24 protein-coding genes are annotated in these 26,455 nt (G+C 56.8%); 17 read left to right on the top strand and 7 right to left on the bottom strand.

All coding sequences use genetic code 11. The features are described 5' to 3' along the window. The 7 genes from Q0G85_RS05955 to Q0G85_RS05925 all read left to right on the top strand — a co-directional run. On the top strand, nucleotides 1-650 hold a 650-nt coding region (locus Q0G85_RS05955), incomplete at its 5' end, for an acyl-CoA dehydratase activase (RefSeq protein WP_297155686.1). Between the two features lie 50 nt (nucleotides 651-700). Further along, nucleotides 701-2,272: a class I adenylate-forming enzyme family protein gene (locus Q0G85_RS05950; protein ID WP_297155684.1), complete on the top strand. Its 1,572-nt coding sequence runs from the start codon at nucleotides 701-703 to the stop codon at nucleotides 2,270-2,272. Continuing rightward, entirely contained in the window at nucleotides 2,262-3,452 is a 1,191-nt protein-coding gene (locus Q0G85_RS05945; RefSeq protein ID WP_297155682.1) for an acyl-CoA dehydrogenase family protein, read from the top strand. The genes Q0G85_RS05950 and Q0G85_RS05945 overlap by 11 nt, the downstream gene beginning before the upstream one ends. Before the next feature lie 144 nt (nucleotides 3,453-3,596). Beyond that, nucleotides 3,597-4,358 (top strand): electron transfer flavoprotein, encoded by a 762-nt coding sequence (locus tag Q0G85_RS05940; protein WP_297155680.1) that lies wholly within the window; start codon nucleotides 3,597-3,599, stop codon nucleotides 4,356-4,358. 14 nt (nucleotides 4,359-4,372) lie between these two features. Continuing rightward, complete coding sequence (locus Q0G85_RS05935) at nucleotides 4,373-5,251, top strand: electron transfer flavoprotein subunit alpha/FixB family protein (RefSeq protein WP_297155678.1); 879 nt, start codon at nucleotides 4,373-4,375, stop codon at nucleotides 5,249-5,251. Nucleotides 5,252-5,282: 31 nt separating this feature from the next. After that, the gene (locus Q0G85_RS05930) at nucleotides 5,283-6,587 is read left to right on the top strand and encodes an FAD-dependent oxidoreductase (RefSeq protein ID WP_297155676.1); all 1,305 of its coding nucleotides are present in this window, start codon (nucleotides 5,283-5,285) and stop codon (nucleotides 6,585-6,587) included. Continuing rightward, complete coding sequence (locus Q0G85_RS05925) at nucleotides 6,584-6,889, top strand: ferredoxin family protein (protein WP_297155674.1); 306 nt, start codon at nucleotides 6,584-6,586, stop codon at nucleotides 6,887-6,889. Before Q0G85_RS05930 ends, Q0G85_RS05925 begins: the two co-directional genes overlap by 4 nt. A 131-nt stretch (nucleotides 6,890-7,020) precedes the next feature. Here Q0G85_RS05925 and Q0G85_RS05920 read toward each other — a convergent pair whose 3' ends face one another. Next, nucleotides 7,021-7,944 carry a LysR family transcriptional regulator gene (locus Q0G85_RS05920; RefSeq protein WP_297155672.1) on the bottom strand — a complete coding sequence of 308 codons (924 nt, stop codon included), beginning with the start codon at nucleotides 7,942-7,944 and terminating at the stop codon, nucleotides 7,021-7,023. Nucleotides 7,945-8,123: 179 nt separating this feature from the next. On the opposite strand from Q0G85_RS05920, the gene Q0G85_RS05915 reads away from it, so the two are divergent. Then, nucleotides 8,124-9,380 carry an MFS transporter gene (locus tag Q0G85_RS05915; protein ID WP_297155670.1) on the top strand — a complete coding sequence of 419 codons (1,257 nt, stop codon included), beginning with the start codon at nucleotides 8,124-8,126 and terminating at the stop codon, nucleotides 9,378-9,380. A 16-nt stretch (nucleotides 9,381-9,396) separates the two neighbouring features. Continuing rightward, nucleotides 9,397-10,260 (top strand): MBL fold metallo-hydrolase, encoded by an 864-nt coding sequence (locus tag Q0G85_RS05910; RefSeq protein ID WP_297155668.1) that lies wholly within the window; start codon nucleotides 9,397-9,399, stop codon nucleotides 10,258-10,260. Between the two features lie 244 nt (nucleotides 10,261-10,504). Here Q0G85_RS05910 and Q0G85_RS05905 read toward each other — a convergent pair whose 3' ends face one another. From Q0G85_RS05905 to Q0G85_RS05895, 3 genes are read right to left on the bottom strand one after another with little or no spacing between them, the layout of a single operon-like run. After that, nucleotides 10,505-11,767 carry an MFS transporter gene (locus tag Q0G85_RS05905; protein ID WP_297155666.1) on the bottom strand — a complete coding sequence of 421 codons (1,263 nt, stop codon included), beginning with the start codon at nucleotides 11,765-11,767 and terminating at the stop codon, nucleotides 10,505-10,507. Between the two features lie 15 nt (nucleotides 11,768-11,782). Beyond that, nucleotides 11,783-12,631 (bottom strand): MBL fold metallo-hydrolase, encoded by an 849-nt coding sequence (locus Q0G85_RS05900; RefSeq protein WP_297155664.1) that lies wholly within the window; start codon nucleotides 12,629-12,631, stop codon nucleotides 11,783-11,785. Between the two features lie 29 nt (nucleotides 12,632-12,660). Beyond that, on the bottom strand, nucleotides 12,661-13,920 hold the full coding sequence (locus tag Q0G85_RS05895) for an MFS transporter (RefSeq protein ID WP_297155662.1): 1,260 nt from the start codon (nucleotides 13,918-13,920) through the stop codon (nucleotides 12,661-12,663). A gap of 279 nt (nucleotides 13,921-14,199) precedes the next feature. Between Q0G85_RS05895 and Q0G85_RS10330 the strand changes: the two genes are divergently transcribed. From Q0G85_RS10330 to Q0G85_RS05880, 4 genes are all read left to right on the top strand, one after another. Then, a complete protein-coding gene (locus Q0G85_RS10330) occupies nucleotides 14,200-14,877 on the top strand; it encodes a LytR/AlgR family response regulator transcription factor (RefSeq protein ID WP_367116872.1) in 678 nt (225 codons plus the stop codon). Next, a complete protein-coding gene (locus tag Q0G85_RS05890; protein ID WP_297155660.1) occupies nucleotides 14,874-15,095 on the top strand; it encodes a hypothetical protein in 222 nt (73 codons plus the stop codon). The genes Q0G85_RS10330 and Q0G85_RS05890 overlap by 4 nt, the downstream gene beginning before the upstream one ends. Nucleotides 15,096-15,217: 122 nt before the next feature. Then, the gene (locus Q0G85_RS05885; protein WP_297155659.1) at nucleotides 15,218-16,198 is read left to right on the top strand and encodes a sensor histidine kinase; all 981 of its coding nucleotides are present in this window, start codon (nucleotides 15,218-15,220) and stop codon (nucleotides 16,196-16,198) included. A gap of 277 nt (nucleotides 16,199-16,475) precedes the next feature. Then, on the top strand, nucleotides 16,476-16,634 hold the full coding sequence (locus tag Q0G85_RS05880) for a hypothetical protein (protein ID WP_297155657.1): 159 nt from the start codon (nucleotides 16,476-16,478) through the stop codon (nucleotides 16,632-16,634). Nucleotides 16,635-16,805: 171 nt separating this feature from the next. On the opposite strand, the gene Q0G85_RS05875 is transcribed toward Q0G85_RS05880, so the two are convergent. From Q0G85_RS05875 to Q0G85_RS05865, 3 genes are read right to left on the bottom strand one after another with little or no spacing between them, the layout of a single operon-like run. After that, on the bottom strand, nucleotides 16,806-17,813 hold the full coding sequence (locus Q0G85_RS05875; RefSeq protein ID WP_297155655.1) for a hypothetical protein: 1,008 nt from the start codon (nucleotides 17,811-17,813) through the stop codon (nucleotides 16,806-16,808). Between the two features lie 8 nt (nucleotides 17,814-17,821). After that, nucleotides 17,822-18,715 (bottom strand): methyltransferase domain-containing protein, encoded by an 894-nt coding sequence (locus Q0G85_RS05870; RefSeq protein ID WP_297155653.1) that lies wholly within the window; start codon nucleotides 18,713-18,715, stop codon nucleotides 17,822-17,824. After that, nucleotides 18,712-21,246 (bottom strand): aminotransferase class V-fold PLP-dependent enzyme, encoded by a 2,535-nt coding sequence (locus Q0G85_RS05865; RefSeq protein WP_297155650.1) that lies wholly within the window; start codon nucleotides 21,244-21,246, stop codon nucleotides 18,712-18,714. The genes Q0G85_RS05870 and Q0G85_RS05865 overlap by 4 nt, the downstream gene beginning before the upstream one ends. Nucleotides 21,247-21,467: 221 nt before the next feature. On the opposite strand from Q0G85_RS05865, the gene Q0G85_RS05860 reads away from it, so the two are divergent. The 4 genes from Q0G85_RS05860 to Q0G85_RS05845 all read left to right on the top strand — a co-directional run bounded on the left by Q0G85_RS05860 (nucleotide 21,468) and on the right by Q0G85_RS05845 (nucleotide 26,394). Next, complete coding sequence (locus Q0G85_RS05860) at nucleotides 21,468-22,862, top strand: MFS transporter (RefSeq protein ID WP_297155648.1); 1,395 nt, start codon at nucleotides 21,468-21,470, stop codon at nucleotides 22,860-22,862. A gap of 326 nt (nucleotides 22,863-23,188) precedes the next feature. Beyond that, entirely contained in the window at nucleotides 23,189-23,566 is a 378-nt protein-coding gene (locus Q0G85_RS05855) for an argininosuccinate lyase (RefSeq protein WP_297155647.1), read from the top strand. Continuing rightward, nucleotides 23,553-23,981, top strand: a complete 429-nt coding sequence (locus Q0G85_RS05850; protein ID WP_297155645.1) for a type II toxin-antitoxin system VapC family toxin — start codon at nucleotides 23,553-23,555, stop codon at nucleotides 23,979-23,981. The genes Q0G85_RS05855 and Q0G85_RS05850 overlap by 14 nt, the downstream gene beginning before the upstream one ends. 322 nt (nucleotides 23,982-24,303) lie before the next feature. Then, complete coding sequence (locus Q0G85_RS05845; protein WP_297155642.1) at nucleotides 24,304-26,394, top strand: glutamine synthetase III; 2,091 nt, start codon at nucleotides 24,304-24,306, stop codon at nucleotides 26,392-26,394. Nucleotides 26,395-26,455 lie beyond the last annotated feature (61 nt).

Below are 26,455 nucleotides of genomic sequence, written 5' to 3'. Positions count from 1 at the left end.
GCGCTTTGCGCGATGCGCTCGCGCAAGCTGGGATTGCGCTCGACGACGTGGCGAGGTCGGTGGCCACGGGTTACGGGCGCAAGCTCATGGATTGGGCGGACTCCCAGGTCTCCGAGCTCTCCTGCCACGCCAAGGGTGCTTCCCGCCTGTTCGGTGGTGCTCGGACGATTATCGACATCGGCGGGCAGGATGCAAAGGTTTTGCGCCTGTCCTCCGATGGCGAGCTGGAAAACTTCGTGATGAATGATAAGTGCGCAGCTGGAACGGGCCGGTTTCTGGACGTGATGGCCGGCGTGTTCGGCATCGCGGTCTGCGAGTTGTCGGAGTACGACCGCGCATCGAATGCCGTCGCGTCCATATCGTCAACGTGCACGGTTTTCGCGGAGTCCGAGGTTGTCTCGAAGCTCGCAAGCGGCGAACCGATTTCGAATATCGTCGCGGGCGTCCACGAATCGGTCGTGGATAGAAGCTATGGCCTGGTGAGGCGCATCGGCCTTGTCGAGCCAGTCGCTATGACAGGCGGGGTCGCCTTGAACGACGCGCTGCGCGAAAGGTTCGAGAAGCGCCTTGGCTGCTCGATTCAAACATCTGAATTTGCCCAGTTCAACGGTGCATTTGGGGCCGCGCTGCTCGCTTGCGAGGGACGCTGAGGGACTTAGGCCCCAAAGCGACGTTCGGTGGGGAATCGGAAGGGGAAACGATGGCAGGAAACCATAGCAGCGTGAAATCGCCTGACGAGCGCGGCTATCCTGAGCTTTCGCTCGTCGGCATGCTTCGCGCGGGCTTCGCGACGCGCGGATGGTGCAGACTCGGGGCGAGCGAGAACGAGTCAATCACCTATTTCGATGCCTACCGCGACGCGAACGCGCTTGCGTATTACCTGGAGGACACGTGCGGTTGCGGACCTCGTTCGACGGTGGTGCTTTCCTCGCCCAACGTCCTTTTGTTCCCGGTTATCATCGCTGCCGTGCAGATGTGCGGTGCGAGAGTGGTGTTGCTTGCCCCTACGCTGCCGGATGAGGAGTTCATCCGCTGCGCGAGCTCGCTTAATCCCGACGTCATCATCATGTCGACACCCAATGGATCCGACGTCGCTCGGCAGGCGTTTCCCAGCGCGCATGTCCTTGCGGTCGGATGCCTCTGCGCTCCTGTTCCCCTGATAAGCGAAGCCATTTCTCAGGCGGGATACGATGAGTCGCGTCATTTTCGCCACATCGACGCAGACAGCGAGATAGTGGTCTTCTCCTCGGGAAGCACGGGACGCCCGAAGGCGATAGTGAACAAGCTCTCTTCGTTCGCTCTCAATGGCATTGCGCTCAAGGAATCGCTCGGTCTCGTTCCCGACGATCGGATATTCGTGCCCGTTCCGTTCATTCACGTGTTCGGCGTTGTCGGGATGTTTGCGACGCTCGTGAGCTGCGCCACGTTTGTGAGCAGTGAGAAATACCATTCCCGCATTGCATGCCAGCTTATTGCGGGGCAGCGGGCGACGGTGCATCTCGGGGTCTCCACGATGTTCGTGAGGGAGTTGCGTGAGAACCAGGATGACGAGTGGGATTTCTCGTCGCTGCGGGCGGGGCTTGTTGCCGGTGCCGGATGCCCTGCGAGCGTCATCGTCGATTTCGAGTGCCGCTTTGGTTGCCGGATCATGCAGTCATACGGTATGAGCGAGACCGCCGCAACGCTTACCGTCACGCCGCTTGATTTGCCTGCAGAACGCCGCGCCGCCACCGCCGGCTTCTGCATCAAGGGGGCGGAGGCGAAGCTTGATCCGGATTCCGGCGAGCTGCTCTGCAAGAGCGCTTCTATGATGAAGGGGATCCTCCAGCCCGATGGCAGTTTGCGGCTTGATTTGGAAGATGGGTGGTTTCGCACAGGTGATGTGGCCCAGATGGACGATGAGGGTTACATAACTATCGTCGGCCGCATCAAGGACATGATTATCCGCGGCGGAGTGAACATCTTTCCCGCCGAGGTCGAGCGCATTTACGACGAGCGGGGCGACATAGACTCATGCTGCCTTGTGGGATTTCCCGATCCAGACCTCGGCGAGCGAACGTGCCTCGCGGTGATGATGAAGCAGGGGCGTGACGCATATTCCCGAGACTTGAGGCAGTATGCTAAAGGGCTGGTCGAAAAGCAGAAGATTCCCGATGTGGTTCTCAAATTCGACGAGTTCCCGCAGTTGGGGAATGGCAAAATAGACAAAAAGGCGCTGAGAGCGCTTGTTGTTGACACCATGAGGCAAGCGGGTGAGCAGAATGCATGCTAATGAAATGAGGGAATGCGCGCACGACGATTTGGTCGAGCACGTTCAAAACATCGTCGACGAGTTTTGCGATGAGCGCATCACCGAAGACCGCATCAGGCAATGGCGCATCTCTCGCGGTGTGCCCGAAGCTGAGTATCGCGCGTTCTATGAAAGCGAGTTGGGGAAATATTGCCTGCCCCCGATGGCCGGTGGGTTCGACGGCCCCTTCATCGCGCGTGCTGCCCTCGTCGCGCGGCTTATGCGCAGGGCGGGCGCGACGATGCCTTATTTGACGGACATGAATTCCATGGCGCTGCTCTCCACCATGCGCATCCTTTCGCAGCAAGAGATTGCAGAGGATTTGATGAGCTGCAACGGCAGGGTGGCGTTCTCCCAGGCGTTCTCGGAAGGTGGGCAGGGCGAGTCCGGTTCCGTTACGACCGAGGTCACGGTTGACGAGGGCGGCATATTCTTGGACGGCGTGAAGACCTTCGTCGCTAATGGCCAGTACATTCCCCGAACGCTGGTCTATACCCGCGATATGGTGAACGGCACTGCTGACGGCGGGGTGTCTTTATGGCTCGTTCCGATCGACGAGCCCGGCGTGTCGACCTTTCCGCTTAACACGGTGGGTCAGGAGATGCTCGCCCCTGCGCGCATAGAGTTCGAGCACGTCAAGCTCAATCCCGATTGGCAAATTCAAACGGAAGGCAAGTTGTCCCAGATGCTCGAGCGGCAATACGAGCTCGGGAGAATCCTCATATGCGCATCGAGCTTGGGGCTCGCTCAGGCGGCCATGGACGACGTGCTCGAACGCTGCGCGACGCACGTTTCGCATGGGCGCAATCTTGGCGGAATCCCCCAGATTCAGCAGAAGGTTGCCGACATGGCGGTGAGGCTGCGGGCAATGGATATGCTCGTCACGCGTGCCGCGGAGTCCATATCGAACGGCGCGGATGCCGACCAGCAGCATCTCGACTGTGCGCTCATGAAGTACTATGTTCCTAAGGCTGCAACGGAGGTCGCCTCCGAGGCGCTCCAGATTTTCGGCGGGGTTGGCTATACCGACGATGCCCGCGTCGGCAGAATCTGGCGAGACTGCCGTGGTAACCAGATCGCCCAAGGCACCGACGAGATCATGCCGCACACCGTCGCAAAAATGCTCATCAAGAACTGTGCTTCAAGGCTTGCGGATTTCTAATTTCCCAGTTCATTCGAGTTATTTCGATTTTTACTCCCAGAAGGACCAGACAAAACTCGATATTGTCTGGTCCTTTTTGCGTTCGTCTTCTGTACCTTTAATTCAGCACGTGAAGCATTAGCTGTCCTGAAAGAAGGTACTCAGATGAACATCATCGTCGCGATCAAGGTTGTTGCCGACGACCAAGACATCCAGGTCGCCGCCGACGGGTCCTTGGACATGTCCAAGGCGAAGCCGGTGGTCTCCGCGTACGACCTGAATGCAATCGAAGCTGCCGCAAAGCTCGCAGAGGCGAACGAGGGATCGAAGGTGTGCGCGATTACTGTTGGCCCTTCCTCCATCGACGATTCGAAGCTCAAGAAGAACATTCTGGCTCGTGGTGTTGACGAGCTGTTCATGGTTGCCGACGACTCCGCTTCCGATCTTGATTCCTACGCAACCGCTGAGGTGCTTGCTGCCGAGATCGCGAAGGTCGGGGGATACGACCTTGTTCTCTGCGGCGACGGCTCTGCTGACAACTATGCGCAGCAGGTCGACGTCCAGCTTGCATGCAGACTGGACGTTCCGAGCGTGAACGGCGCGGTTTCCATCGAACCTGCGACCTCTTCGTTCACCGTGACGCGTCGCCTTGAAGACGTTTCCGAGGTTGTCGAAGTCCCTGCTCCGTGCGTCATCGCCGTGACGCCGGAAATCGCTCTTCCGCGCATTCCCGGCATGCGCGATATCCTCAAGGCAGGTAAAAAGCCCATGAACGTCGAACCTGCTGCTTCTCCCTGCGAGAACGTCACCGAGGTTGTCGAAGTCAAGGCCCCGAAGCAGGCAGCGCGCAAGCTCGAAGTCAAAAACGCTTCCGACGATGGCGCTATCGAATGGTTCTCCGCAGCCCTCAAGTCCGCTCTTCAGTAAAGGCAGGTATGAAAATGAAAGCACTCGTTATTGCAGAGCACTCCGACTCCGCGGTCAAGCTGGCTGGCGGCGCGCGCACGATCGGGGCCGATAAAGTAACGTTCGTTTGCTTCGAGGGAGTTGTCGAAAACGCTTCCGACAAGGTAGTCGATCTGGTTGTTCCCGATGGCACGGTCGTCGACGACGCATATGCGTCCCTCCTTCCCCTCGCGGAGGAGTCGGATGTGGTCATCGTCGAGCCGACGCGTCATTGCAAGACCATTGCCGGTCGTATTGCCGCGAAGCTCTCGACTTCCGCCATTACCGCGACGGTCTCTTTCGGGGAAGAGGTGCGCGGGATGTATTTCGGTGGCGTGGCGGAGCGCATCGAGAAGCCGCGTTCCGAAAAGGCGGTCTACCTTGTCTCCCCGAGCCTGTGCGATGAGGCGGCTGCTTCCGGGGCGGGCGCTGTTGAGACGCTCGACTGGGTCGCTCCTGCTAACCCGGTAAAGCTCGTGTCGACCTCCGAGATCGAGAAGAGCGGTGCTGACTTGGACAAATCGAGCGTTGTGGTCGCCGCAGGCCGCGGTTTCTCCGAGGAAGCGGATCTTCAGCTTGCTCGCGATTTGGCCGACAAGCTGGGTGCGGGTTTGGGCTGCTCTCGTCCGCTTGCCGAAGGCGCGGGATGGATGCCCTCCGAAACCTATATCGGCGTCTCCGGGCTCATGCTTTCTCCGAAGGTTTACGTTGCTGCCGGCATTTCTGGTCAGATGCAGCATATGGTCGGCGTCAACCGCTCGGGCGTTATCTTCGCGATCAACAAAGACGAGAACGCCCCCGTCTTCAAGCAGTGCGATTTCGGTCTGGTGGGCGACATCAAGGATGTTCTGCCTGCGGTAACTGCGGCATTGTAATTGGTTGTGTCAGGGAAAGGAAACTCACTCGATGGCTGAGGAAACGGATTTCGATGCGATCGTCGTCGGCGCAGGCCTTGCAGGCTGTGTTGCCGCCTACGAGCTCGCAACTGCGGGCAAGGCAGTGCTTGTGGTCGAGCGTGGCAATTATGCTGGCGCAAAGAATATGACGGGCGGGCGCATTTACGCTCACTCCCTTAAGAAGATCTTCCCCGACTTCGAGAAGGAAGCGCCGATCGAGCGCAAAATCTGCCACGAGCGCATTTCCCTCATGGCGCCCGATTCGAACTTCACCATCGATTTCTCATCCGACGAGATGGAGAAGGAGGAGCAGGCGTCTTACTCCGTGCTGCATGCCCCCTTCGATCAATGGCTTGCGGAAAAGGCTGAGGACGCTGGTGCCGAGTTCATTTACGGCATTCCCGTCGAGGGCCTGATCAAAGACGATTCGGGTAAAGTCTGCGGTGTCGCCGCTGGCGAGGATGAGATCACGGCTCAGGTCGTCATCCTCTGCGACGGTGCGAATTCCCTTCTCGCCAAGCAGGCTGTCGGATACGACACCCCGCCCGCAAGCCAAATTGCGGTAAGCGTGAAAGAAGTGTTCGAGCTCGACGAGAAGACGATCGAGGACAGGCTTTTGTGCAACCCCGGGGAAGGCGCTGCTTGGCTGTTCGCCGGCGATGCGACCCATGGGTCGTTCGGCGGCGGGTTCATGTACACCAACAAGAATTCGATTTCCCTTGGCATCGTCGCGGGAATCGAGGCGTGCGCGAGCGCCTCCAACGCGACTCCCGTCTATCAGATGTTGGAAGATTTGAAGAATCACCCTGCGGTCAAGCCGCTCATTCGCGACGCGAAGGTGATCGAGCATTCCGGGCACGTTGTTCCCGAAGGTGGGTACAACATCATGCCGGAGTTGACCGCCGATGGCGTCCTGCTTGCAGGCGATACCGCAATGATGTGCATCAACTTCGGCTACATGGTCCGTGGTATGGATTACGCCGTGGCAGCGGGCATGTATGCAGGTCAGGAAGCTGCGAAGGCCATCGATGCGGGAGATACCTCGAAGGCGGGCCTTGCGGGCTATGTCGCGGCCATCAACGACTCCTTCATTATGAAGGACTTGAAGCAGTATGCGGGTGAACCCGCCTTCCTCGAGAACTTCACGCGCATGTTCAACGAGTATCCGGCTATGGTGCGGGACATCATGAACGGCATGTTCATTGTTGACGGGTCGCCAACGGAGCCGATCAAGAAGAAGGTTCTCCCGCCGGTCAAGAAGGTGGGTCTTATGAATATCATCCGAGACGTGATGGGAGCGATGAAGGCGCTATGAGTGATATCAAGATTACCGTCAATGTCGACGAATACTTGGCTGTTAACAAGTACGAGGTCGATGAGGAAACCCCCCACATTGTTCTCAAGGGCGATATCCAGAGTGTGGATGACGCCGAGTTCGACAAGCTTATCAAGGTTTGCCCAGCTGCGCTCTACAAGCGAGATGAGGACGGCGTGAAGTCGTTCGACTACGCTGGCTGCCTCGAGTGCGGAACGTGCAGGATTCTCTGCGGTGAGACGATTATCGAGTCGTGGAATTTCCCTGGCCCAACCATGGGGGTCGAGTACCGTCAAGGATAGGCCGATCGGGGGTCGCCCTCTGATGGCTCCGTACGTAGAAGCGCCCGATACCGTGCGCCGGATGCCGCTCGAATGGCATCCGGCGCTTTTGTTTTCACCTTTGCCTTGCGAAGAAGCAAGGGACGCTCTCCTTAGCCTTTAACGTGTCCCCGCTTCTCGTGGTCGGGCTTTATTTTCTTGAACTCAGTGGTTAGGAACTCGAGGAAGTCTCTCGCCTGCGGGCTCAGTTCGTCATCTTTCCAGGATACGTAGACCTTCTTTGCGTCCGCACCTGTTGAGGCGCTTGGTTTGATCGGCACTGCAACGAGATTTGGCGCCATGCGGAGATAACAGGCAACATCGTGGGAGGGCGTGGTGGTAAAGTACTTGCCAGTTTTCATGATGCTCATCACGACGGCGCGGGAATCGGCGATAAATTTCAGATTCGGGGCGTATCCCTCATCGATGAAACCTTTGAGGGCTCTTGGCTGGGCGATATCTGGCGGACAGCACATTGCGAAAGGTATGTCCTTCAACTCCTCATGGGTTATTTCGTTTGGAATTGAGGGGACAAAGGTTCGGGGGATAATCGCGTAATCGCGAAAGGAAAACAGGGGGATTGAAGAGAATCCTTCCGTTCGGAGATTCTGCGGTCCGATAAACAAATCAACGCGCTTCATCTCGGGAGAGCCATCGAGAAATCGTCTGCTTAAAAACCTGATAATGACGTTGTCGTTCTTTCGCATATAGGCATCGCAAAGGTTGATTACATCTTCGCTGGAAGACAGCATCCCCAGCCATATCTCATAGTGCTTTTCGCTCGGTAAATAAGCACGCTGCTTGAAGCTTTCCAATACGGCGAAGATGTCGTTAACAGCTTCCAGGAATTGCTCGCCTCTGTAATTGATGCGAATCGAGTTGCCTGTTCTGTCGAAGAGGTGATAACCCAGTTCGGTTTCGAGCTTTTTTATGGATATGCTCAGGGCGGGTTGGGAGATGTGTATCTGCTTCGCTGCTGCGTTGATGTTTTCAAATTTTGCGAGAACCCTAAAGTATTCTAATTGCTGTAGCATCATTTGCGACCCCTGTCTCGCAGCTTCTTCGGCATTTCACCACCTGCGAAAACACTATAGAGAATAAATATGACATTAGAGACCATAGCATCAATTTTAATGCTATTCCCGTGCGGTGCCTCGTATCATTTGTCTTAAGCCCGGCCGGCAAAATAAAACCTTATCTGAAAGGAATAGAGGGGATGGAAAAGGAAAGCTCGAAGGTGAGCGGGTGGAGAACGCTTCTAAACAGAAACTTTTTGCTGGTTCTGGCAATTGGCTGCCTCAATCAATTTGCCACCATGGTGGTCAAGACCCCGATTAACCAGTTTGGCGTTACGCTCGGTATTGCTGTGTCCATTCTTGGAATGATCGCAACAATGCAAGTTGTCCTGAAGCTGATAGCAAGGCCGGTTTGGGGCGTTGTCGTTGACAGAATTACTAAAAAGATGGGTATGACAATTGCTCTGACCGTGCAGCTTGTCGCCTTCTTGATTTACTTGTTTGCTTCTACGCAGGAGATGTTCATTGTTGGTCGCGCAATCGAGGGCATTAGCTTTGCGGTTGCGAGCATTTCTCTGTACTCGACTTTGGGTGTTGCCGTCGATCGCAAGGTTCTCGGAACAGCCATGGGGTTCTATACCACATTCCCCCAAGTCGTTAAGTCTATTGCTCCTGTGGCGACGATGGCGATTTTCAATACCTACGGAGCGATGTACAGCTTCTTGGTAGCCTCCGCATGCACGGTTTGCGCAATCATCCTTGCGCAGTTCATCGTTTTCCCCAACGAGAAAGCGCATCACAATGGCGAAGCCGATGCCGTTCGGGCAGATGGTTCGCATTCTGAGGGCAATGAACCCAAGGGCCTCAATAAGGTGTTCTCTGTGCCTGGTTTCATCATGCTGCCCATGACGCTTGCTGATGGCTTCGTGATGGCGGTTCTCGATCTCGTTATCGTCATCTATGCTACAAGCCTCGGATTCCAGGCGGCGGGTGCATTCTTCTTCTCGATCCAGGCCCTTGTGACGGCTTTCATCTCTATTCCCGCTGGATTCATCCAGGATCGCTTCGGTGGTAAGGTTGCCGTCGCAATCGCTATTGTGGCACGCGCCGTCGGCCTGCTGCTGATTGCGCTCAATCCGACGTCAACTATCTTTATGATCGCCGGCGTGCTGTGCGGCTTCGCCAAGGCTGGCAACAACGTGATTATGGCGGACGCTATGAAGCTGCAGCCGAAGAAGCGCATGGGGCTGGCCACTTCCACCCATCTGCTTCTTGTTGAAATCGGCATGCTCTTCGGCAGCTTGATTGGTGGATTTATCGTCGATGGTGCTGGCTATACTATCTGCTTCATTGTTTGCGCCATCCTTCTTTGCGTCAGTTTGGTTTTCTACTTCTTGCTTCAGGGAAAAATGAGGCAGCTTATGAAGACTGCCGAAGCGGCAAACGTGGAAGACTAAAAAGGAGTGTAGTTTCATGAATGCAAATGAATCGTATTGGCGCAAGCCTAACCCTCATTGCGGGGACAACATGGTCCGCGGCATCTTCCAGGATTACCCCGCGACGAGAATGTTCGACAACATGTACTTCATCGGCAACGACATGGAGGCCTGCTACCTGTTCGATACGGAGGACGGCCTGTTCATGATAGATTGCATGGACCAGGGTTTCTTCGGCTATATCGAAGAGAGTATAAAGTCTCTCGGCTTCGATCCTGCAGAGCTCAAGTACATCCTCGTTACCCATGGTCACGGAGACCACTATGGCGATTCGAACCTATTCCGCGACAAGTACGGTACGATAATCATGATCAACAAGATTGATGAAGAATTTGCTATGGATCCAACGAGGAAGCGACCGCCGCACAGACCTGCCTTGGACTACTACATGGACGAGTACTTCGAAGATGGCGACGTGTTTACGATGGGGGATACCCGCGTTCAGATTTACCACACTCCGGGGCATACGCCTGGCTGCTGCTCGTTCATCTTCAACGTAAGCGACTGCGGGCGCGAGTACAAGCTTGCCATGTGGGGTGGTACAGGAGCGCCTCGCTCGCTCGAAGAGCGCAAGCAGCAGCTTGCCTCCTGTGAGCGCTTTGCGGAAATCGCTGCAAAGGAAGGCGTTGCGGGAGAGGTCTCGAATCATCCCTTTGTTGACAACACCATTGAGCGTCTCAATGTTCTTCGCAATATCGTTGACGGAACTCCTCATCCCTTTATTACGGGTTACGAGGGCTATCGATCCGTCGAACTCATGTATCGCGATATGTACGTCAACTCAATCAAGAATTTCGGTAATGAGCCAGAGCCTCCGTTTCTCAAGCAGTTGGAAAAATAGGCACATCGAATAGAAAATGAGCGGCAGGGCGCAGGCGATTGAGCCGCGCCCTGCCGCTGTTACTATGGGGTGCTTGTGAAACCACCCAAGAAAAAGGAAGCCCTGCAGCTCATTCCCATTCAGCTGCAGGGCTTTCTTTTTGGAGGGACGTGCTAGTCTTTGTAGCGATGCGGCTCATACCGGACGCAACAATCGTAGCTGACATGCTGGTGCAGATGCCGTCGTCGAGTTTGCGCGCACGTTATTATCGAGCGGGTTCCGTCATGAGCTTTGTGAGTTTAGGCAAAAGGAAAATGATTAACGGAAGAGAAATCAGCGGGGCAAAGGCGACAACCTTGAACGCTAGGGCGAAGCTCCAGGCGTCGATTATGATGCCTCCGAGGGATGTGGCGAGAAGCGTGGAAAAGTCTTGCATGATGCTCAGTGTTGCCACTGTTAGCGCTGTTGATTCACTAGGGCAGTTCAACACGGCATAGCTTCTTGTGGCGCAAGCGATTCCGCTGGCTGAAATCCCACATAGGAAAGAAGAGAGGATCCAGGCGGTCGGGTTGGAGGAGAGCCCCAGGATAAGCTGAGCTGCCGTTGCGAGCACGATGAGTATCGCGGCAACTTTCTTGAATCCAAAACGATCGAAGGCGTAGCCAGCCGCGAACGATCCGATTCCCATCCACCACATGTAGCTCGAAAGGTAGTTCTTGGTTAACGCGGCAGTTTCGGGCGTAGTTCCGTATAACACGAGAAAGTTGTCGATGAACAGAGAGGGAATTGACGCAAATACGAGGATGAGCCCAAAGGGAATAACTCGTACATTCACAAACGTACTCAGGCCAAGGCGCTTCCCGTGCGTCGCGCTGGGACTGGACGCCGTTTCTTTTTTGGGCATCGTGAGGAACAGGCACAGGGCTGCAGGGACGAGGCTTAATGCTGCGCCTGCTAAGCAGGAATAGCTCGCTCCAGAGGTTTGGGTGATTTGGAGGGAGATTCCGTTAGTTGCCGAGGAAAGAAGTTTGGGAATAAGCGTGATCAGGCCAAACGCGCTTCCGAGGGCTTTTTTGTCTATGGATTCCGCAATGACGAGCATCATGGCGATGTGGCCCATTCCGAAAGAAAGGCCCTGCATGAACTTGAGGACTACATAGAGAGGGACGGCATTGCAGAGGGAGAACCCGAGGAAGATAAGGCCGCGGAAGACATACTGTCCAGAGAGAATAAGCGTAGTATGTCTCGTGTGATCCACCGCATTGCCGAAGGGGCCGGAACCGAGCATAGCGAAAACGATGTAGGCCGAGGCGATAAAGCCAAGGGCTGAGGCTGATAACCCCAGATCGCTTCCTAGCAATACTACAGGCTGCTTTACGCAGGCGTTGCCAATCTGAGCCGTTGCGGAGACGGCAAGGGCGAGCCAGAAGTTTTTGTTGGTGAGGACGGTGGCTATGATCCCCTTGCTCATCATATCTTCCTTGGGTTTGTCGTTGGTTGATTTTGCCGCCGACGACCAATTGGGCATCGGCGGCAAAAGAAGCTATTTATTCAGGGCTTTGAGCGCCATATTGAGGAACATGTCCTCATAGCGTCGACAGGCATTTCGGCCTATGACGTATGGATTGGCGACTCCATCGAAGATGTTTCGCACTACCTCGAAGCGTTCGACGCTGTTGTCCACGAACGGGTGCGTGGCGATTTCGACATCGACGTTGCGCTCGTCGCACACGGATGTGAACTTCTTGCAAGAGTCCCGATACACGGAGAGCATCTCGCGATCGCGTGGCAAGCCGGTGCCTCCCCAGAGAGCAGCCGTATGTTTTCGCCCTTCATCGTAAACGGGGATGAGGAAAGAAAGGCATCCTGGCGTGTGACCCGGAGTGGATACCGCCTCGATGGTTGTATCCCCTAGAGTGAATTGTTCCCCATCGGAGAGGTGTCCATCGGCGTCGAACTCCATGTAGCCGAAAGGCGAGAATTGGGAGCGATCTTTCGCGAAGTCCTCGTCTCGCGCCGACATGTACACCTTGCTTCCGTACTTCTTTTGCAGATAGCCAGCGCATCCGTAGTGGTCGGAGTGCCCGTGCGTTACCAGAACCGCTTTTACGTCATCGCCGCTGTAGCCGAGATCGCTCAGGCCGTTTTCTATGATCTTTTCATAGCGTTCGCCTGGAAATAGCGAATCGATGAGAACGAGGCCTTCCGAGGTCTCGACTGCAAAGCACCCGACGAACTGGTCTCCAATGTATGAGACATTGTCGAAAAACCTGATTGCGGGTATAACGGGGAGATTGGGCATCCCGCCTTTGGGCTTCCCATCATTGTCGTGGTGCGGAGGGCGGTGCGGATTGGGGGTTCGCCATCCGGTTTTTATAGTATTGTCAGCCATGATTGCCTCTTTTCTTGCTAGATGTGCATTTATTTCGCGGACTCTTCGGCGGCCTTCACGCCTTCGGGGCCTCTGATGATTGACACCAGCTTAGGCAAGAAGCAGATGATCATGATCAAGGCGATGGCGGGGAATACGGTGAGGATTTGGAAGGTGGTGGCAAAACCAACTGCGTCGATTAAGACGCCGCCCGCAGAGGTTCCGACGAGGCTCGCAACATCCTGCATGACGCCTAGCGTGGCGACGGTGAGCGCCACTTCTGCCTGGTTGCATTCTTTAACCGCATAACCACGCATGGTGACGCCGATGCCGCCGCAGGCAAGGCCGCACAGCAATGCGGAGACGAACCATGTGCTCGAGTCGGTGGTGAAACCGAGAATCGCCTGCGCGATAGTTCCCATGATGGCCAGTGCGATGCCGACGCGTTTGAAGCCAAAGCGGTCAAATGCGTAGCCTGCCAAGAAGGAGCCGATTCCCATCCACCACATGTAGTTTGTGATGTAGTCGCGTGCCAGGGTCTCCATGCCGTCAGTTTTGCCATAGAGAATCATGAAATTGTCGATAAACAGGGAAGGGATGGACACGAAGGTCATGATCAGAACCAAGGGGATGGCCCTGTAATTAACAAAGGTCTTGATGCTGAACTTGGTCTTCGTGGGCTTGGGCTCGTCGGCCTCGCGGGTGGGCATGGTCAACAGCAGGCATAGTGCGGCGGGGACAAAGCTGAGGACGGCACCTGCAAGGCAGGAGTATTCTGCGCCGAAAGTGGTGGTAATTTGCAGGGTGATGCTATTGGTCACAGAGGATAGCAGTTTGGGGACGAGAACAATAAGCCCGAATGCACTTCCGAGAGCTCTCTTGTCCATGGTTTCAGCGATAACGAGCATCATCGCAAGGTGGCCCATGCCGAACGTGAGACCCTGTGCAAACTTCAAAATTACGTACATGGGTTGAGACATGCAGAATGCGAAGCCGATGAACACCGCGCCGCGTGCTACGTATTGCGCTGCGAGGATCCAGGTCTTGTGACACGAGTGGTCGACTGCGTTGCCGAATGGGCCGCGGCCGAGCATGGCAAATACCGTAAAGAGCGAGGTAATGAAGCCAAGCGCGCTTGCGGTGAATCCTAGGTCACTGCCCATCAGGGTTACAGGTTGCTTTACGCAGGCATTTCCAACGTTAGCCGTAATCATGATGAGCAAGGCGAGCCAGAAGTTCTTGTTGGTGAAGACGGTTAGGAGAATGGATTTTCTCGGTCCCGTTCCGCTCTTCTGCTTTGTTTCGGACATTGATTTCCTCCTTGTGAAAGTGTTTTTGCGAGTTGTGTTTAATCTCGCGAGATGTTTTATCGGCGATGGGGGTGCGGCGTGCAAGGCCGTTTGCTCGAGTAGCGCCGATGCTGACGTGAAACGCGGGAGGATGCTGCACGAATGGAGGGAAAGCAAGTACGAATGGATATGCTCCTTTGATATAGTTTCATTAGATGGGAGGGGATAAGTTATGGGTTCTAGCGAGGGCTCTAGCCTGGTTACCGTAAAGATTGCGGTATGCGACGATGAGTTTCTTGTATGCAATCAAATTCGACCGCTCTTCTTGATTTTGCTCATGAGCGCGGGTGCGCTTTCGATATATCGGTCTTTCACTCTGGCGTTGAGATGCTGGCTGGTATATCTCCGGACACTCAAGTCGTGTTCCTGGACATTTCCATGGAGGGGCTGAGCGGAATGGAGGTAGCTCGAAAGCTTAGGGAGCAACCCTCCTTCTCTGAGATGCGTATCGTTTTTGTAACGAGCATGGTCCAGTATGCTGTCGAGGAGTATTCGGTTCATGCCTTCGGGTTCTTGCCCAAACCGATTTCTCGGGTGACTTTCAACTTGCTACTGAATGACCTTATGAGATCCATAGCCATTTCAACGGGTCACAGCGTTGCCTTGAAGACGGCCTCAGGTGTCGAGCTCGTGAAATCGCGCGATATCCTTTACGTGGAGTCCTTTGCCCATTCGATGAGGGTTGTCTGCGTCGGCGGGGAATTGTCGTGCAATGTGCCAATGAGAAGCTTCGAGGAGAAGCTGTCGGACGGAAGCTTTTTCAGGTGCCATCGATGCTATTTGGTGGGGATGTGCCATATCTCTTCGATTAGTGATGGGTTTTGCATTCTGTCTAATCAGGATAGCATCCCTATCAGTCGTTACAGAAGGCGGGAGTTTCTTGAGGCCTTTAACAGGTTTGTGAGGACGTGGCTATGAGCGAATTCGCTATTCGCACGGTTGATTCTTTCCTCGAGATGATTCTGGTGCTCCTCTTCTTTCGTGCTTTGCCTCGCGACCCCTCGACTCCTCCGACGAAAGCCGCCTTAGGTTGTCTGTGCTTGCTGCTGCTGGGGCCTATTTTCTTTCTTGGTCCTGGTTTGTTCGCTGTTTTTTCAGACTCTTGTGGCGATGCTGCGTCTTCTTTCGCTATCTGAAATTTGCGAAAGGTCTTTCGAGCGAGAAGGCTATGTATTGCGCTGCGCTAGGGGCGCTTTGCTTCACAATCGCCAATAACACGTGGAATCTGCCTTGTTTCTATGTACTGCAGCAAGGCGCTATGTCGCTGATGGGCTCGCCTGCGCTTGGCGATTTCGTTGTGCAATGTCTTTTCCGATATACGGTTGTGGGGGCGGTTCTTCTTATTCCGTACTTCTCCATACCGTTCGACCAGATTGAGAAGATAACCGTCGGACGAGCGCTGCTCCTAACCTCCGCCATTGCTGTTGAGGTGTTTGTTAAAGAGACTATCTACGTTGTGAACACGGGGGACGGTGCTCCCTATCTTCAGTTCTCAATATATCTCATGCTTCTGCACTTGTTCGTCATGATGTTCGTTGTGGCAGTGGAGCGAACTTTCTGCGGCAACGAGCAGAGGGTTCGCCTCATGCAGCAAGAGACCGCCAATTCTTTCCGCCTGAGAAGCTTGAAGGTTGAGTTGTCGCAAGAAAAGGACATGAGGATGCTTCATCATGATATGAAGAATCACCTCATCGCTATCAGGGATTTTGTCGAGAATGGCAATCTTGACGATGCGATTGGCTACATGGATGCGATTGAGCGGAAACTTGGCGTATTCGAGCGTCGGTTCAAGACGGGCAGTGACCTTGTCGACGGGCTGCTTTCGCAAAAGGCTTCGGAGTCGGCTCAGGACAAGATTAGGTTTTCGGTTGATCTAAAGATACCCTCGTCGCTTGCGAAGAGCGTGCCTGACGCGGATCTGTGCACAGTATTCGGAAACCTCGTGGATAACGCTATCGAGGCCACCCGTTTAGTAGAGCCTCCTGCGAACAGGTTTGTTCTTGTTAAGGGTCGCGAGAGGGCTGGTCTATTCTTCATTTCCGTTAGTAACAGCAGAACAGGCGGTCACCTTGCGCTTCAAGACGGTTTCCCCGTTACCTCTAAGCGCGACGCACGAAGCCATGGCTTCGGCCTTAGAAGTGTCGCTGATGTTGCCTCCCGCTATGGTGGGGCGCTAGCCTTGGATTGCGACAAAGACAATACATTCGAGGCGATTTTCTCTATGCCGTATGAACCGTAAGGGAAACCCCGCAGCTGAATGGGAGTGAGCTGCGGGGTCACTTTGGGGGTGCGTTGAATAACGCGAGCTCACGAATAACCATACAAATTGTTACTAGTCAATACTCAATTCGAAAAAAGTTAGAGTTGCGGTTGAAAATATTTAGTGAGTGGCCAAAAAAGTACTCAATAATGGTTGCGTTAGGCTACTAATAACGGTATTCTGAATGCGTTTTTAAGGGGAATGGTTGGAGCAACTGGGGGGTGCTGCAACCGTAAATTGAGAAAGGGGAATCTCAATGAATGCAGCACTCGATAAGATCATGGAGGCGCGCAAGTACGATGGTGTTGCCGTAAAAGGCTCACAGGCGACGCAGTCTTCCGGGGAAACGAAGACTGCAGAGCACGAGAAGGCGCGAGCAGGTCTGTTCCCGGCGCTCGTTGACTTGGGCAAGTAGCGATTAACCTTGCTACGACGATAAGGCCGGATCGGTTGCGAGGGGGGCAACCGATCCGGCCTTTCTTATTTGCGCGCCGCGTAGGGCCTGTCCTTCGCTCGGCCTGCCAGGTGGGCGGGTTGCGAATGCGTTCCATTATCTTCGTCGCCCCTTTTGGCTTGCGACGCGTTCCTAACGCGTTTGGGCAAATTCCACTTCCCCAGCGCCGAACCACTGGGGAAGTGGCCGTTTGGGGACTTCCCAGCCTTCCCGCACAAGCTCTTTGCGCAACCTGCGAACGTCGCGGCGAAGAAAGTCGGGGTCGGTGGAGAGGTCGCGCCCTCGAGGATTTGTGCCAGCGTCTGCCCATACGACGTTGCCGCAACCTGTGCCGAAGGGGATGGATGTCCCCGCGACGAGCCTCATGATGCAAGCAAAGTGCGCAGCTTGCCTGCGGGTATAGGGAATTTCTCGCTCCATTGCCGTTCCCGGCACGGCGGTCAGCACGCCGACGCCCGAGCAATAAGGCTTCTGCGATATCACCTCGAGCATGCGATCGGCGATATCCTCAAGGCTGACACCGAGATACACTGGCTCCACGGCGGTCATTAGCGCAAGCCCGGCTTCCTGAACGGCTGAGATGGTTGCAAGCCGCCGTTTCGGCGCGATACTGGTGATGACGCCTTCGCTGAGACGATGCGCGTGATAGAACGCTTGGACCCCGGTCGCTTTAAGCAGGTGCGCCTGTTCAGTCGTTATGTCGCCGATGTTCGCCATAAGCGGCATGTCGTCTCCTATAGCGGCTCGCACCGCGGTAACGACCCGCAAAAAGTGGTCGAAACCGTATGCGGCGGTCGCCATAAGGGAGATGAGGTGGACGTTCGCCTCATCGAAAACGCTTGCATAGTGGGCAACTTCGTCGTCGGGAACTTCGGCGCGCCCCTTGTTTGGGGTATTGCGCGCGGCGAGCGAGCAAAAAGCGCAGTTCTCAGGACACGGCGTGGCATCGAGGCCTATCTGGGCGTAGATTTGCCCCTGACCGCCCGAAGCGCGTCGCCCGAGCACCTCTGCTCCCCAGCGTACGTAAGCCGCTTCAGCGCTTCCAGCATCGATTTGCATGAGCGTAAGCATCTCGTCGCGGGTGGGCGCTTTCCCATCGATTGCTCGATCGACGATGTGTTCTGCGGTCTTGTCGAGCATGGTGGCTCCTATTCGGGGACTCGACCGCAGATGATGGCGCTTCCGCAAACGGAGTCGACGTCGAAGCGCATTGCGGTCTCAAGCGCCTCGGTGCGCCCTTTTCGCTCGGCCTTTTCCCGCAGCACGTCAATTGTATAGATGGTTTTAGGTTCGATGTCGCAGTGCGAGAATCTGCAAGCGGCCATCATCTCGCGATAGCGGCCTGTCGGCGTAATGCCTCGTCTGCAGCCAGTTATGTGCGCCAGCGATTCTTCGGCACCTTGCGGGATCGGGGAGAACGCCACGATATCGGACACCACAAGGCGCCCGTCGGGGGCGAGTACGCGCTTCGCCTCGGCGAACACGGCCTGCTTGTTCTCGCAGAGGTTGATGACGCAATTCGAGAGGACCACATCGACCGACGCATCGGGCAGGGGAATCTGGTCGATTGAGCCTTCGATGAACTCGACGTTTTCGACGCTTGCTTCCGCGGCGTTCTTGCGCGCGAGCGTCACCATGTCGGGTGTCATGTCGAGCCCGAACACGTGTCCTTCGGGTCCTACGAGCCGCGCGGCGATAAGGGCATCGATGCCTCCGCCGCTTCCAAGGTCCAAAACGCGTTCTCCTGGCTGAAGATTCGCCTTCGCCACGGGGTCGCCGCATCCGCGACTTGCGGCGAGCGCGCTTTTCGGGAGCCCTGCGACCACTTCGCTCGCGTAGAGGGAAAACGCCTCACCAGCGTGTGCGGGGTCGGGCTCGCAGCACTCACATGCGCTTGAGGTTTTGCTTGCTGCGCGGGCTACCTCACCGTAGTGGTTGGCGATCTCCCGCGTCTTCGCATCGTCCCTGGAGTGCTCGAAGGGGGAAGTATCCGCGTCGCCTTCGCAGCGCTCGTGGGTTAAAACCTTATTCTTGTCGTTCATCGGTACAACCTCCGGCACATTTCGACGGCCACGGCGAGCGCTTCGATATCCTCGCAGGTGGTGTGCACGGCGAAGCTCGCGCGTCCTGTTCCCACCAGGCCCGTCGACGCGGCAAGCGGCATAGCGCAATGCCCGCCCGAGCGTATGGCGACGCCCATCATCCCGCACGCGCTGCCGATTTGCGTGGGTGCAGCGTTCACAAGCGAGAACGACACGAGGCCGCCCGCGCCATCGCGTTTGGTATGATCGCCCCAGATGGTGAGGCCTTCCACCTCGTGGAGCGCGTGGACGGCAAATCGCGTCATGGCTTCGGCGTGCTCGAGAACTTTGTCCATCCCCAGGGTTTCCATATATTCGATAGCGCCCGCCCAGCCGATCGCCTGCGCGATAGGCGGCGTTCCCACCTCGTACTGGACGGCTCCCTGGCGCAAATAGTAGGAATCGACGGCCGCGTGCGAGACCGTTCCGCCGCCGATGGCAACAGGGTCCATCTCGTCGAAGGCGTCTTTCCCGATGAACAGGCCGCCGATGCCGAGCGGTCCGTACATCTTGTGGGCGGAGAAGGCGGCGAAGTCGCAGCCGATTTCCTTCACGTTGAAAGGGAGGTGCGGGAACGATTGCGCGGCGTCGAGCATGAAGCGGGCGCCAGCCTTATGCGCCATGCGGGCCATGTCGGCCACGGGGTTTACGATGCCGAGCACATTTGACACGTGCGCGACGCATACGAGTTTGGGGCGCTGGCCAAGGAGGCGCTCGTATTCCTCGAGGTCAAGCCTGCCATCGGGAAGGAGAGGGATGAAGTCGAGCACGGCGTTTCTGCGACGCGCCAAAAGCAGCCACGGCAAAAGGTCGGAGTGGTGCTCGGAAAGGGCGACGACGATATGGTCGCCCTCGCTCACGTTGAGGTCACCCCACGATTGCGCCACCAGGTTGCATGAGGCGGAAGCGTTCATGGTGTAGACGGTTTGGCGGCGTTCGGCGCCGATGAAGTCCTCGAGTATTTTTCGCGCGTCGTTGAGATGCTCCGTCGCCTTCGCGGAAAGTTCATAGCCACCGCGATAGACGTTGGCGTTCTCGTGCTCATTGAAGTTGGCCTCCGCCTGCAGGGCGCGGAAGCAGCGCTGCGTTGTGGCGGCGGAGTCTAAGTAGGCGAGCGAATTTTTCTGCTTGCGGTCGTTGAGAAGCGGGAAGTCTTCGCGGTTGCGCCATGCCCAGGCGTCCGCCCGGGCGAGCTTCTCTCGCTCGTCATGGGAAAGCTGTGTGCGCCAGGCATCCATGCGGGACGCGACATCACGCGCGATGGCGATGAGCTCCTCGTCGGCGGGCGAGCGCTGGGTGGCGTCTTTCTGCGGGTTTGGGGAAGCCTCGGGGGCCTCCAGTCGCTCAGACAGTCCTCGCTGCGCTGCGGAACTCGCTTTGTGGAGGCTCCCGAGGCTTCCCCTCGGCTGGGACCCCTCCGATTGCTCGGGCAGTCCTCGCTGCGCTGAGGCACTCATCTGGTGAAGGTTCCCGAAAGCTCCCTTGGCCCGCAGGTCGATATCGCCCATTTCTTTCCGCGCAATCTGCACCGCCTCGCGCGCGGAAAGCGTGCGGCCCTTCTCGAACGCAGTCAGCTTTTCGGGCACGACGGGATTCGCCGCGAGCGTTTCTTCCCCGAAGACCACGTCCTTCAGTGCGACGCGCGGCAGAGGGCGATCGGTGCCGTTCGGACCCGCTTCGCGCAATCCGCTTGCGTCGAGGTCTTCGAGGAAGCGGCGCGAGATGAGCATCGGTGTGCGGCGATACCACTGAATCCATGATGCCACGACGTCGAGCGCGGGATTGTTGCGGAACGTCCGACAAACTTCAAGCAAATGAGCTGGGGTGATGCGAACCTGGTCGCAGCCGAGCAACATGACAGAGTCGGCATAGGGGTTGTCCTCGAGCCCGTGCGCCGCGTAATCGAGCACGCCTTTGGGCACGTCGTACAAGGAGAACCCGCAGGCGTCGATGGTGGCCTGATATGCCGCATCGGCGTCGAAGGGGATGAATTCGACGCCTTCGCCCGATTGCCGGGGTGCGTTCTCTTCTCCATGCGTGGTTCCGTCGTCGTGCGCATTCTCGTTGTCGCGCGCGCCGTTGTCGATATCGCAATGCGCGTCGCCTCTGTTCCTAACGGCGGCGATGTCGCTCGAGACCACCTCCTCAAGCGCGCGGCGCTCCTCGGGCGTTCCTCCCGCAAGCACGTATACGCGCGCGAACCTCGCTTCGAGTGCACTCATTGCGGCGGTCGCTGTTACCGTCATGCCCTCAAAACGCTGCAAGGGGCGGGGCGTCGTTTTCTCGCCGTCTTTCGGTTCCCCGCACACCACGGGCTTTTTGCTTTCATCCTCGAAGGCGACCTTTAGGGGCGTTGTCCCGAAATCGGTCGCGAGCACGAGGGCAATGGTGTTCCCACATGTACTTGCAAGCTCGGTTTCGCTGAGAGCGGGGTGGTCCACGGGCCCCTGCTTGGGCTGATGCTCATTACGGAGTAGGTAGTTCGCTGCCATAGGGTCTCCTTCGTCTGCCTGCCTCATGCTTTGCTTGAAGCGACGGATCGATTCCGTATAGGATACAGCTGATTCTTTCTCTTTGCGCGAACTGTGCGAAAACCGATGCTTCGAGGGAATCGTCTTCTCTTGATGCCCGCGCAACCTTGCGAGAGTTGCCGTGCAGCCGTTCGGAAGGCGACGTAACTTCCTCGCGACCCATCGGGTACAATGGCGTAACTATGGCTAGCTCATTTAACTTGAATGCTTACGGTGCGATGTTTCGCGTGAAGGCCGCCTATTCTTTCGAGGTAGGCGGTCTTCTCGTGCGTATGTACGCGTTCATGCGCACCATCGGCACCGTGTCCATGCTCACGCTTTCGGGGTATTCCTATTTCATGGCGGGTTTGGTTGCGTCGGTAGTGGCGTTCGCTCTGTTTTTGATATCGCCGCGCGTCTCGAAGAGAATCGACGAGCGCGGTCAGGGTGCGATCGTCTTGCCCGCCACGTGCGTCGCGCTGTTTGGATGCGCGATCTTGCTGGTCACCGTGCTGCTCAAACTGCCGATTGCGCTGTGCTTCGTGGGCGCGGTGCTCATGGGCTTTCTTCCCACGCCGCAGGCGCTTACCCGTGCTCGCTGGGTTTACCTGGTGAAATCGGGTCGCCTGGGCGACGATGCGCCCGAGCTCAAGACTGTGTTCTCCTACGAGGGCGTGATGGACGACATCGTCTTCATGGTGAGTCCCGCGCTTTCCATCGCACTCGCTTCGGGAATCCATCCTATCGCCGGCATGGGATGCGGCTTTATCTGCTGCGTGGTGGGGACGCTGCTGCTTGTGTCATCGAAGGACACCGAGCCGGTGCCGGGTTGGGAAAAGAAGCTTGCGAATCGGGAAGGCGCCGCGCTCGCCGATCGCGCCGAAGGTGCCGCCTCGGTCGAGTCCGATGCGGCGGCTGAAGGCTCGCGAAACGAAAGCGCTCCTGCAGCTGGCTCGGGCATCGCGTGCGACGTTTCCGCAGATGCGTCCGACGATACTCGCGCAAACAAGAAGAAGCGTTCTCGCAGTTTGTTCCTCGCGAACCCCGTGGTGCGCACGCTGTTCTTCCTGTCGCTTCTGATGGGCTGCTTCTTCGGCATCTTCGACACGGCGACGGTGTCCTTCGCGCAGATCGAGCTGAACGACCCAGTGTTCGCAAGCCTTATCCTTGCCATCGAGTCGCTCGTGTCGACCATCGTTGGGTTCGTGTTCGGCATGATTCTTTTCACCGCGCGCCAAAGTAAGAAGATGCTGGCGTTCTCCATCGTGATCGGCCTTGGCTACGGATCGATGATCTTCGTGAGCTCATCGGTGAGCCTGCTCGTGGTCATCTTCGTAGCGGCGGGCACGTACGCCCCGTTCGTCATCACGCTGAACGAGACGGCCGAGCGCGCTGTGCCCGAGGCGAACATCACCGAGGCGCTCACGTGGGTGACCTCAGGCAGCATCTGCGGTCTTGCATTCGGGCCGACGCTCGCTGGCGTCATTATCGACACGTGGGGGTCGTTCGCGTGTTTCGGCACGGGCGCCTTCGTTGCGCTCGCCATTCCGGTGCTGGCCGCTCTTACCTATCCCATGATGAAGAAGCAGGTGGGGTAGCGGAAGCTGACGGCGTTGCCGGAAGGCGGTGCATCGGGTGACACCGCTGGACTCATCGCCACCCTTCTTCCCGAAAAACGGGTAGCGAGGGACAAAAAATGGCGATATGTGAGTCTTCGACCTCGGAAATTGCCACTCGCTCGTACTTCTGTCGGTGTTTCCCCAGGTCAGTTTTTCCAATCTGAAGTTAGCCTTTCGACACTCCTCGCATATCGGCCTTCTTTGTCCACGGCGAGTCGATTCCAGGTAAGAAGGCATCTTTGGCAACGGAACGCCTTTTATGTATAATGCATGCAAAGAGCATGCGTATGCGAAAGGGGGCTGCCATGCCGGCTTTGCAAGTTCGCGATTTTCCCGAGGATCTGTACGAAAAGCTGAAAGAGGTCGCCGCGAGGGAGCACAGGAGCGTTGCGCAACAGACGATCGTCGCCGTCGAGGCAATGGTGTCGGGCGAACGTGCGCACACGGAGGAAGCACCCCGCCACTCGCTCTATCTCGATTTCGACACAGAGGCGAAGCGCGCTGCCCGCATTAAAAAGCGCCAGGAGCTGTTCGAAAGCGCGAAGGCGAATCCCCTAGTTTTGCCCCCCGACGCTCCTAGTCCCGTCGATGTTATTCGCGAAGCAAGGGAAGAGAGAAGTAGACATATCGGAGAAGTGCTTGGTGAAATCATGGGGAGGAGGGCTTCTTATGGTGGTAATTGATGCAAACGCGGCTCTCGAAATGGCGTTCGAGGGCGAGCGCGGTGATGCTCTCAGGGCTCTTCTATTGCAAGGCGAAGAAGCTATTGCTCCGTCTGTCTTTCACTCTGAGGTGTCGAACGCATGCTTCAAATATGCCGCTTTTGGGTCGATGGGCGAGGAGAAAGCTCAGGTCTTGCTTGGTCGGGTGGAGGCCCTCGTCGATCGCTTTCATGATGACGCGTCGCTTGCGAAAGAGGCGCTCTCCGAATCGATTCGCTATCGGCATCCCGCATACGACATGTTCTACCTGGTGCTTGCGCGTCGCACGGGCGCAACGCTTTTCACTCTCGATAAGAAGATGTGGGCGCTTGCGCGCGATATGCATGTGAACTGTATCGAGGAAGCGGGCCTCAGAGCGCTGTCGGTTCTGGTCTGATAAGTCATGCTTTCTCGCGGCATGCGTTCTCCTTGCATAAGGCTATCCTTAAAGTAGAATGATTGTAGTGTACCAGACCCCGAGCCTCATCTTCCCCTGCCTTCGACGCTCTCATTGCAACAAAGTGTTCTCTGCCCTGTAAACTGCTCGAAACATTTCGCCGTTAGTTTGATATGCGTTGGTTAAGGGGGCATCGCGGATGACTTCGTGTTATCGTGTCGAGCATGCAGCCATCAGCCAAAAGCGGCGATGGCACCCCACGGAAAACTGCGGTTGCGACCGCCAAACGGCGTTTAAGACGACCAGTGAAGGAGCGCGTCATATGTCACACGTTTCAGAAATTTACGGATCGATGGTGTTTAATGAGCACACCATGCAGGAGCGTCTCCCTTCCGCAACGTACAAGCAGCTCATGAGGACCATCAAGGATGGCGAGCCGCTCAACCTCGAGGTTGCGAACGTTGTTGCCCACGCTATGAAGGAGTGGGCGATCGAGAAGGGCGCCACGCACTACACGCACTGGTTCCAGCCTCTCACTGGCATCACTTCTGAGAAGCATGACGCCTTCCTCGACCCGACGCCCGACGGCCGTGCGATTCAGAGTTTCTCCGGCAAGGAGCTTATCCAGGGCGAGCCTGATGCGTCGAGCTTCCCCTCGGGCGGCCTGCGTGCCACCTTCGAGGCCCGCGGCTACACCGCGTGGGATCCGACGAGCTACGCGTTCGTGAAGGACGAGGTGCTGTGCATCCCCACCGCATTCTGCAGCTACACTGGCGAAGCGCTCGACAAAAAGACGCCGCTTCTGCGTTCCATGGTTGCCATCGATGAGCAGGCGAACCGCGTGCTCAAGCTGTTCGGCGAGGGCCATCAGAAGGTCGTCACCACGGTCGGTGCCGAGCAGGAGTACTTCCTTATCTCCGAGAAAGATTACGCCAAGCGCCTCGACCTCGTTCTGACCGGCCGCACGCTTTTCGGCTACCCGCCGTGCAAGGGCCAGGAACTTGAGGAGCATTACTTCGGCGCCATTCGCCCGACGGTGAACGAGTTCATGAAGGAGCTCGACGACGAGCTGTGGAAGCTTGGCGTTTCCGCAAAGACCAAGCACAACGAGGTCGCGCCTGCGCAGCATGAGCTTGCGCCGATTTTCTCGAACTCCAACCGCGCCATCGACGAGAACCTCCTCACGATGGAGAAGATGAAGCTTTTGGCCAGCCATCACGGCCTTGTCTGCCTGCAGCATGAGAAGCCGTTCGAGGGCATCAACGGCTCGGGCAAGCACAACAACTGGGCGATTTCCGCAGGCAAGAAGAACCTGCTTGATCCGGGCGATAACCCGATGGAGAACCTGCGCTTCCTCGTGTTCTTGACGGGTGTCATCCAGGCGGTCGACGATTACCAGGAGCTCTTGCGCATGTCTGTGGCGTCGGCTGGCAACGACCATCGCTTGGGCGCCAACGAGGCTCCTCCGGCGATCGTGTCCATCTTCCTGGGCGACGAGCTGGGTGCCATCGTGGACGCGCTTATCTCCGACAAGGAGTACACGTCTGCTGAGCGCGTGGCAATGGACTTGGGCGTGGCCGTGCTCCCGAATTTCTTGAAGGACAACACCGACCGCAACCGTACGAGCCCGTTCGCCTTCACCGGCAACAAGTTCGAGTTCCGCATGCCGGGTTCTGCCGTGAACCTCTCCGACGCGAACACCATCCTGAACACGGCCATGGCGAAGAGCCTGAAGGAGTTCGCCGACGCCATGGAGGGCAAGTCCGGCGATGAATTCGAGGCGGCTGCAATCGCCTACATCAAGGATGACCTGCGCAAGCATCAGCGCATCATCTTCAACGGCAACGGATACTCCGACGAATGGCCGGTGGAAGCCGAGCGCCGCGGCCTGGCCAACCATCCCACGACGGCCGACGCGCTTCCGTGCTTCATCGATCAGAAGAGCATCGATTTGTTCGGCGAGTTCAACGTGCTCTCCGAGGTTGAGGTTCGCTCTCGCTACGAGGTGAAGCTCGAGAAGTACAACAAGCTTCTCAACATCGAGGCTCGCACGATGAAGCGCATGGTTCGCCGCTTCTTCCTGCCTGCGATCAACAGCTTCGCCGCCGATGTTGCGAAGGACATCACCCAGGTCAAGACCGCGCTGCCTTCTGCTGACCAGACGTTCCAGGAGAAGAAGCTCCAAACGGTGATTGATGGCGCGAAGCGCGTGGAGGAAGCGCTCGACGCCCTCAATACCGCGCATCTCGCCAACGTCGAAATCGCCGATCAGCAGGAGCGCGCGAACGACAATGCCCACCATGTGCTCCCGCTCATGGACGAGCTCCGCGCCGCAATCGACGCGATGGAAATTGTCGTCGACGACAACCATTGGCCGGTTCCGACCTACAACGAGATTCTGTTCTACTGCTAAAACGCAAGGTCATAGCTGTATGAAAGAGCCCCGAGGCGCCTTGGGGCTCTTTTTGTGCGAG

Origin of the sequence: uncultured Ellagibacter sp. (assembly GCF_934617235.1) — a bacterium.
Lineage (GTDB): Bacteria > Actinomycetota > Coriobacteriia > Coriobacteriales > Eggerthellaceae > Ellagibacter.
The sequence above is the reverse complement of the archived record's forward strand: the minus strand, read 5'-3'. Positions and strand labels throughout refer to the sequence as shown.

Coding starts and splice junctions, on each gene's coding strand:
- Q0G85_RS05895 (WP_297155662.1), bottom strand. CDS start 13,920: ATGTCCGAAACAAAGCAGAAGAGCGGAACGGGACCGAGAAAATCCATT.
- Q0G85_RS05885 (WP_297155659.1), top strand. CDS start 15,218: ATGTCGCTGATGGGCTCGCCTGCGCTTGGCGATTTCGTTGTGCAATGT.
- Q0G85_RS05930 (WP_297155676.1), top strand. CDS start 5,283: ATGGCTGAGGAAACGGATTTCGATGCGATCGTCGTCGGCGCAGGCCTT.
- Q0G85_RS05855 (WP_297155647.1), top strand. CDS start 23,189: ATGCCGGCTTTGCAAGTTCGCGATTTTCCCGAGGATCTGTACGAAAAG.
- Q0G85_RS05945 (WP_297155682.1), top strand. CDS start 2,262: ATGCATGCTAATGAAATGAGGGAATGCGCGCACGACGATTTGGTCGAG.
- Q0G85_RS05910 (WP_297155668.1), top strand. CDS start 9,397: ATGAATGCAAATGAATCGTATTGGCGCAAGCCTAACCCTCATTGCGGG.
- Q0G85_RS05900 (WP_297155664.1), bottom strand. CDS start 12,631: ATGGCTGACAATACTATAAAAACCGGATGGCGAACCCCCAATCCGCAC.
- Q0G85_RS05865 (WP_297155650.1), bottom strand. CDS start 21,246: ATGGCAGCGAACTACCTACTCCGTAATGAGCATCAGCCCAAGCAGGGG.
- Q0G85_RS10330 (WP_367116872.1), top strand. CDS start 14,200: ATGCAATCAAATTCGACCGCTCTTCTTGATTTTGCTCATGAGCGCGGG.
- Q0G85_RS05890 (WP_297155660.1), top strand. CDS start 14,874: ATGAGCGAATTCGCTATTCGCACGGTTGATTCTTTCCTCGAGATGATT.
- Q0G85_RS05935 (WP_297155678.1), top strand. CDS start 4,373: ATGAAAGCACTCGTTATTGCAGAGCACTCCGACTCCGCGGTCAAGCTG.
- Q0G85_RS05860 (WP_297155648.1), top strand. CDS start 21,468: ATGGCTAGCTCATTTAACTTGAATGCTTACGGTGCGATGTTTCGCGTG.
- Q0G85_RS05915 (WP_297155670.1), top strand. CDS start 8,124: ATGGAAAAGGAAAGCTCGAAGGTGAGCGGGTGGAGAACGCTTCTAAAC.
- Q0G85_RS05870 (WP_297155653.1), bottom strand. CDS start 18,715: ATGAACGACAAGAATAAGGTTTTAACCCACGAGCGCTGCGAAGGCGAC.
- Q0G85_RS05950 (WP_297155684.1), top strand. CDS start 701: ATGGCAGGAAACCATAGCAGCGTGAAATCGCCTGACGAGCGCGGCTAT.
- Q0G85_RS05940 (WP_297155680.1), top strand. CDS start 3,597: ATGAACATCATCGTCGCGATCAAGGTTGTTGCCGACGACCAAGACATC.
- Q0G85_RS05925 (WP_297155674.1), top strand. CDS start 6,584: ATGAGTGATATCAAGATTACCGTCAATGTCGACGAATACTTGGCTGTT.
- Q0G85_RS05920 (WP_297155672.1), bottom strand. CDS start 7,944: ATGATGCTACAGCAATTAGAATACTTTAGGGTTCTCGCAAAATTTGAA.
- Q0G85_RS05905 (WP_297155666.1), bottom strand. CDS start 11,767: ATGCCCAATTGGTCGTCGGCGGCAAAATCAACCAACGACAAACCCAAG.
- Q0G85_RS05845 (WP_297155642.1), top strand. CDS start 24,304: ATGTCACACGTTTCAGAAATTTACGGATCGATGGTGTTTAATGAGCAC.
- Q0G85_RS05875 (WP_297155655.1), bottom strand. CDS start 17,813: ATGCTCGACAAGACCGCAGAACACATCGTCGATCGAGCAATCGATGGG.
- Q0G85_RS05880 (WP_297155657.1), top strand. CDS start 16,476: ATGAATGCAGCACTCGATAAGATCATGGAGGCGCGCAAGTACGATGGT.
- Q0G85_RS05850 (WP_297155645.1), top strand. CDS start 23,553: ATGGTGGTAATTGATGCAAACGCGGCTCTCGAAATGGCGTTCGAGGGC.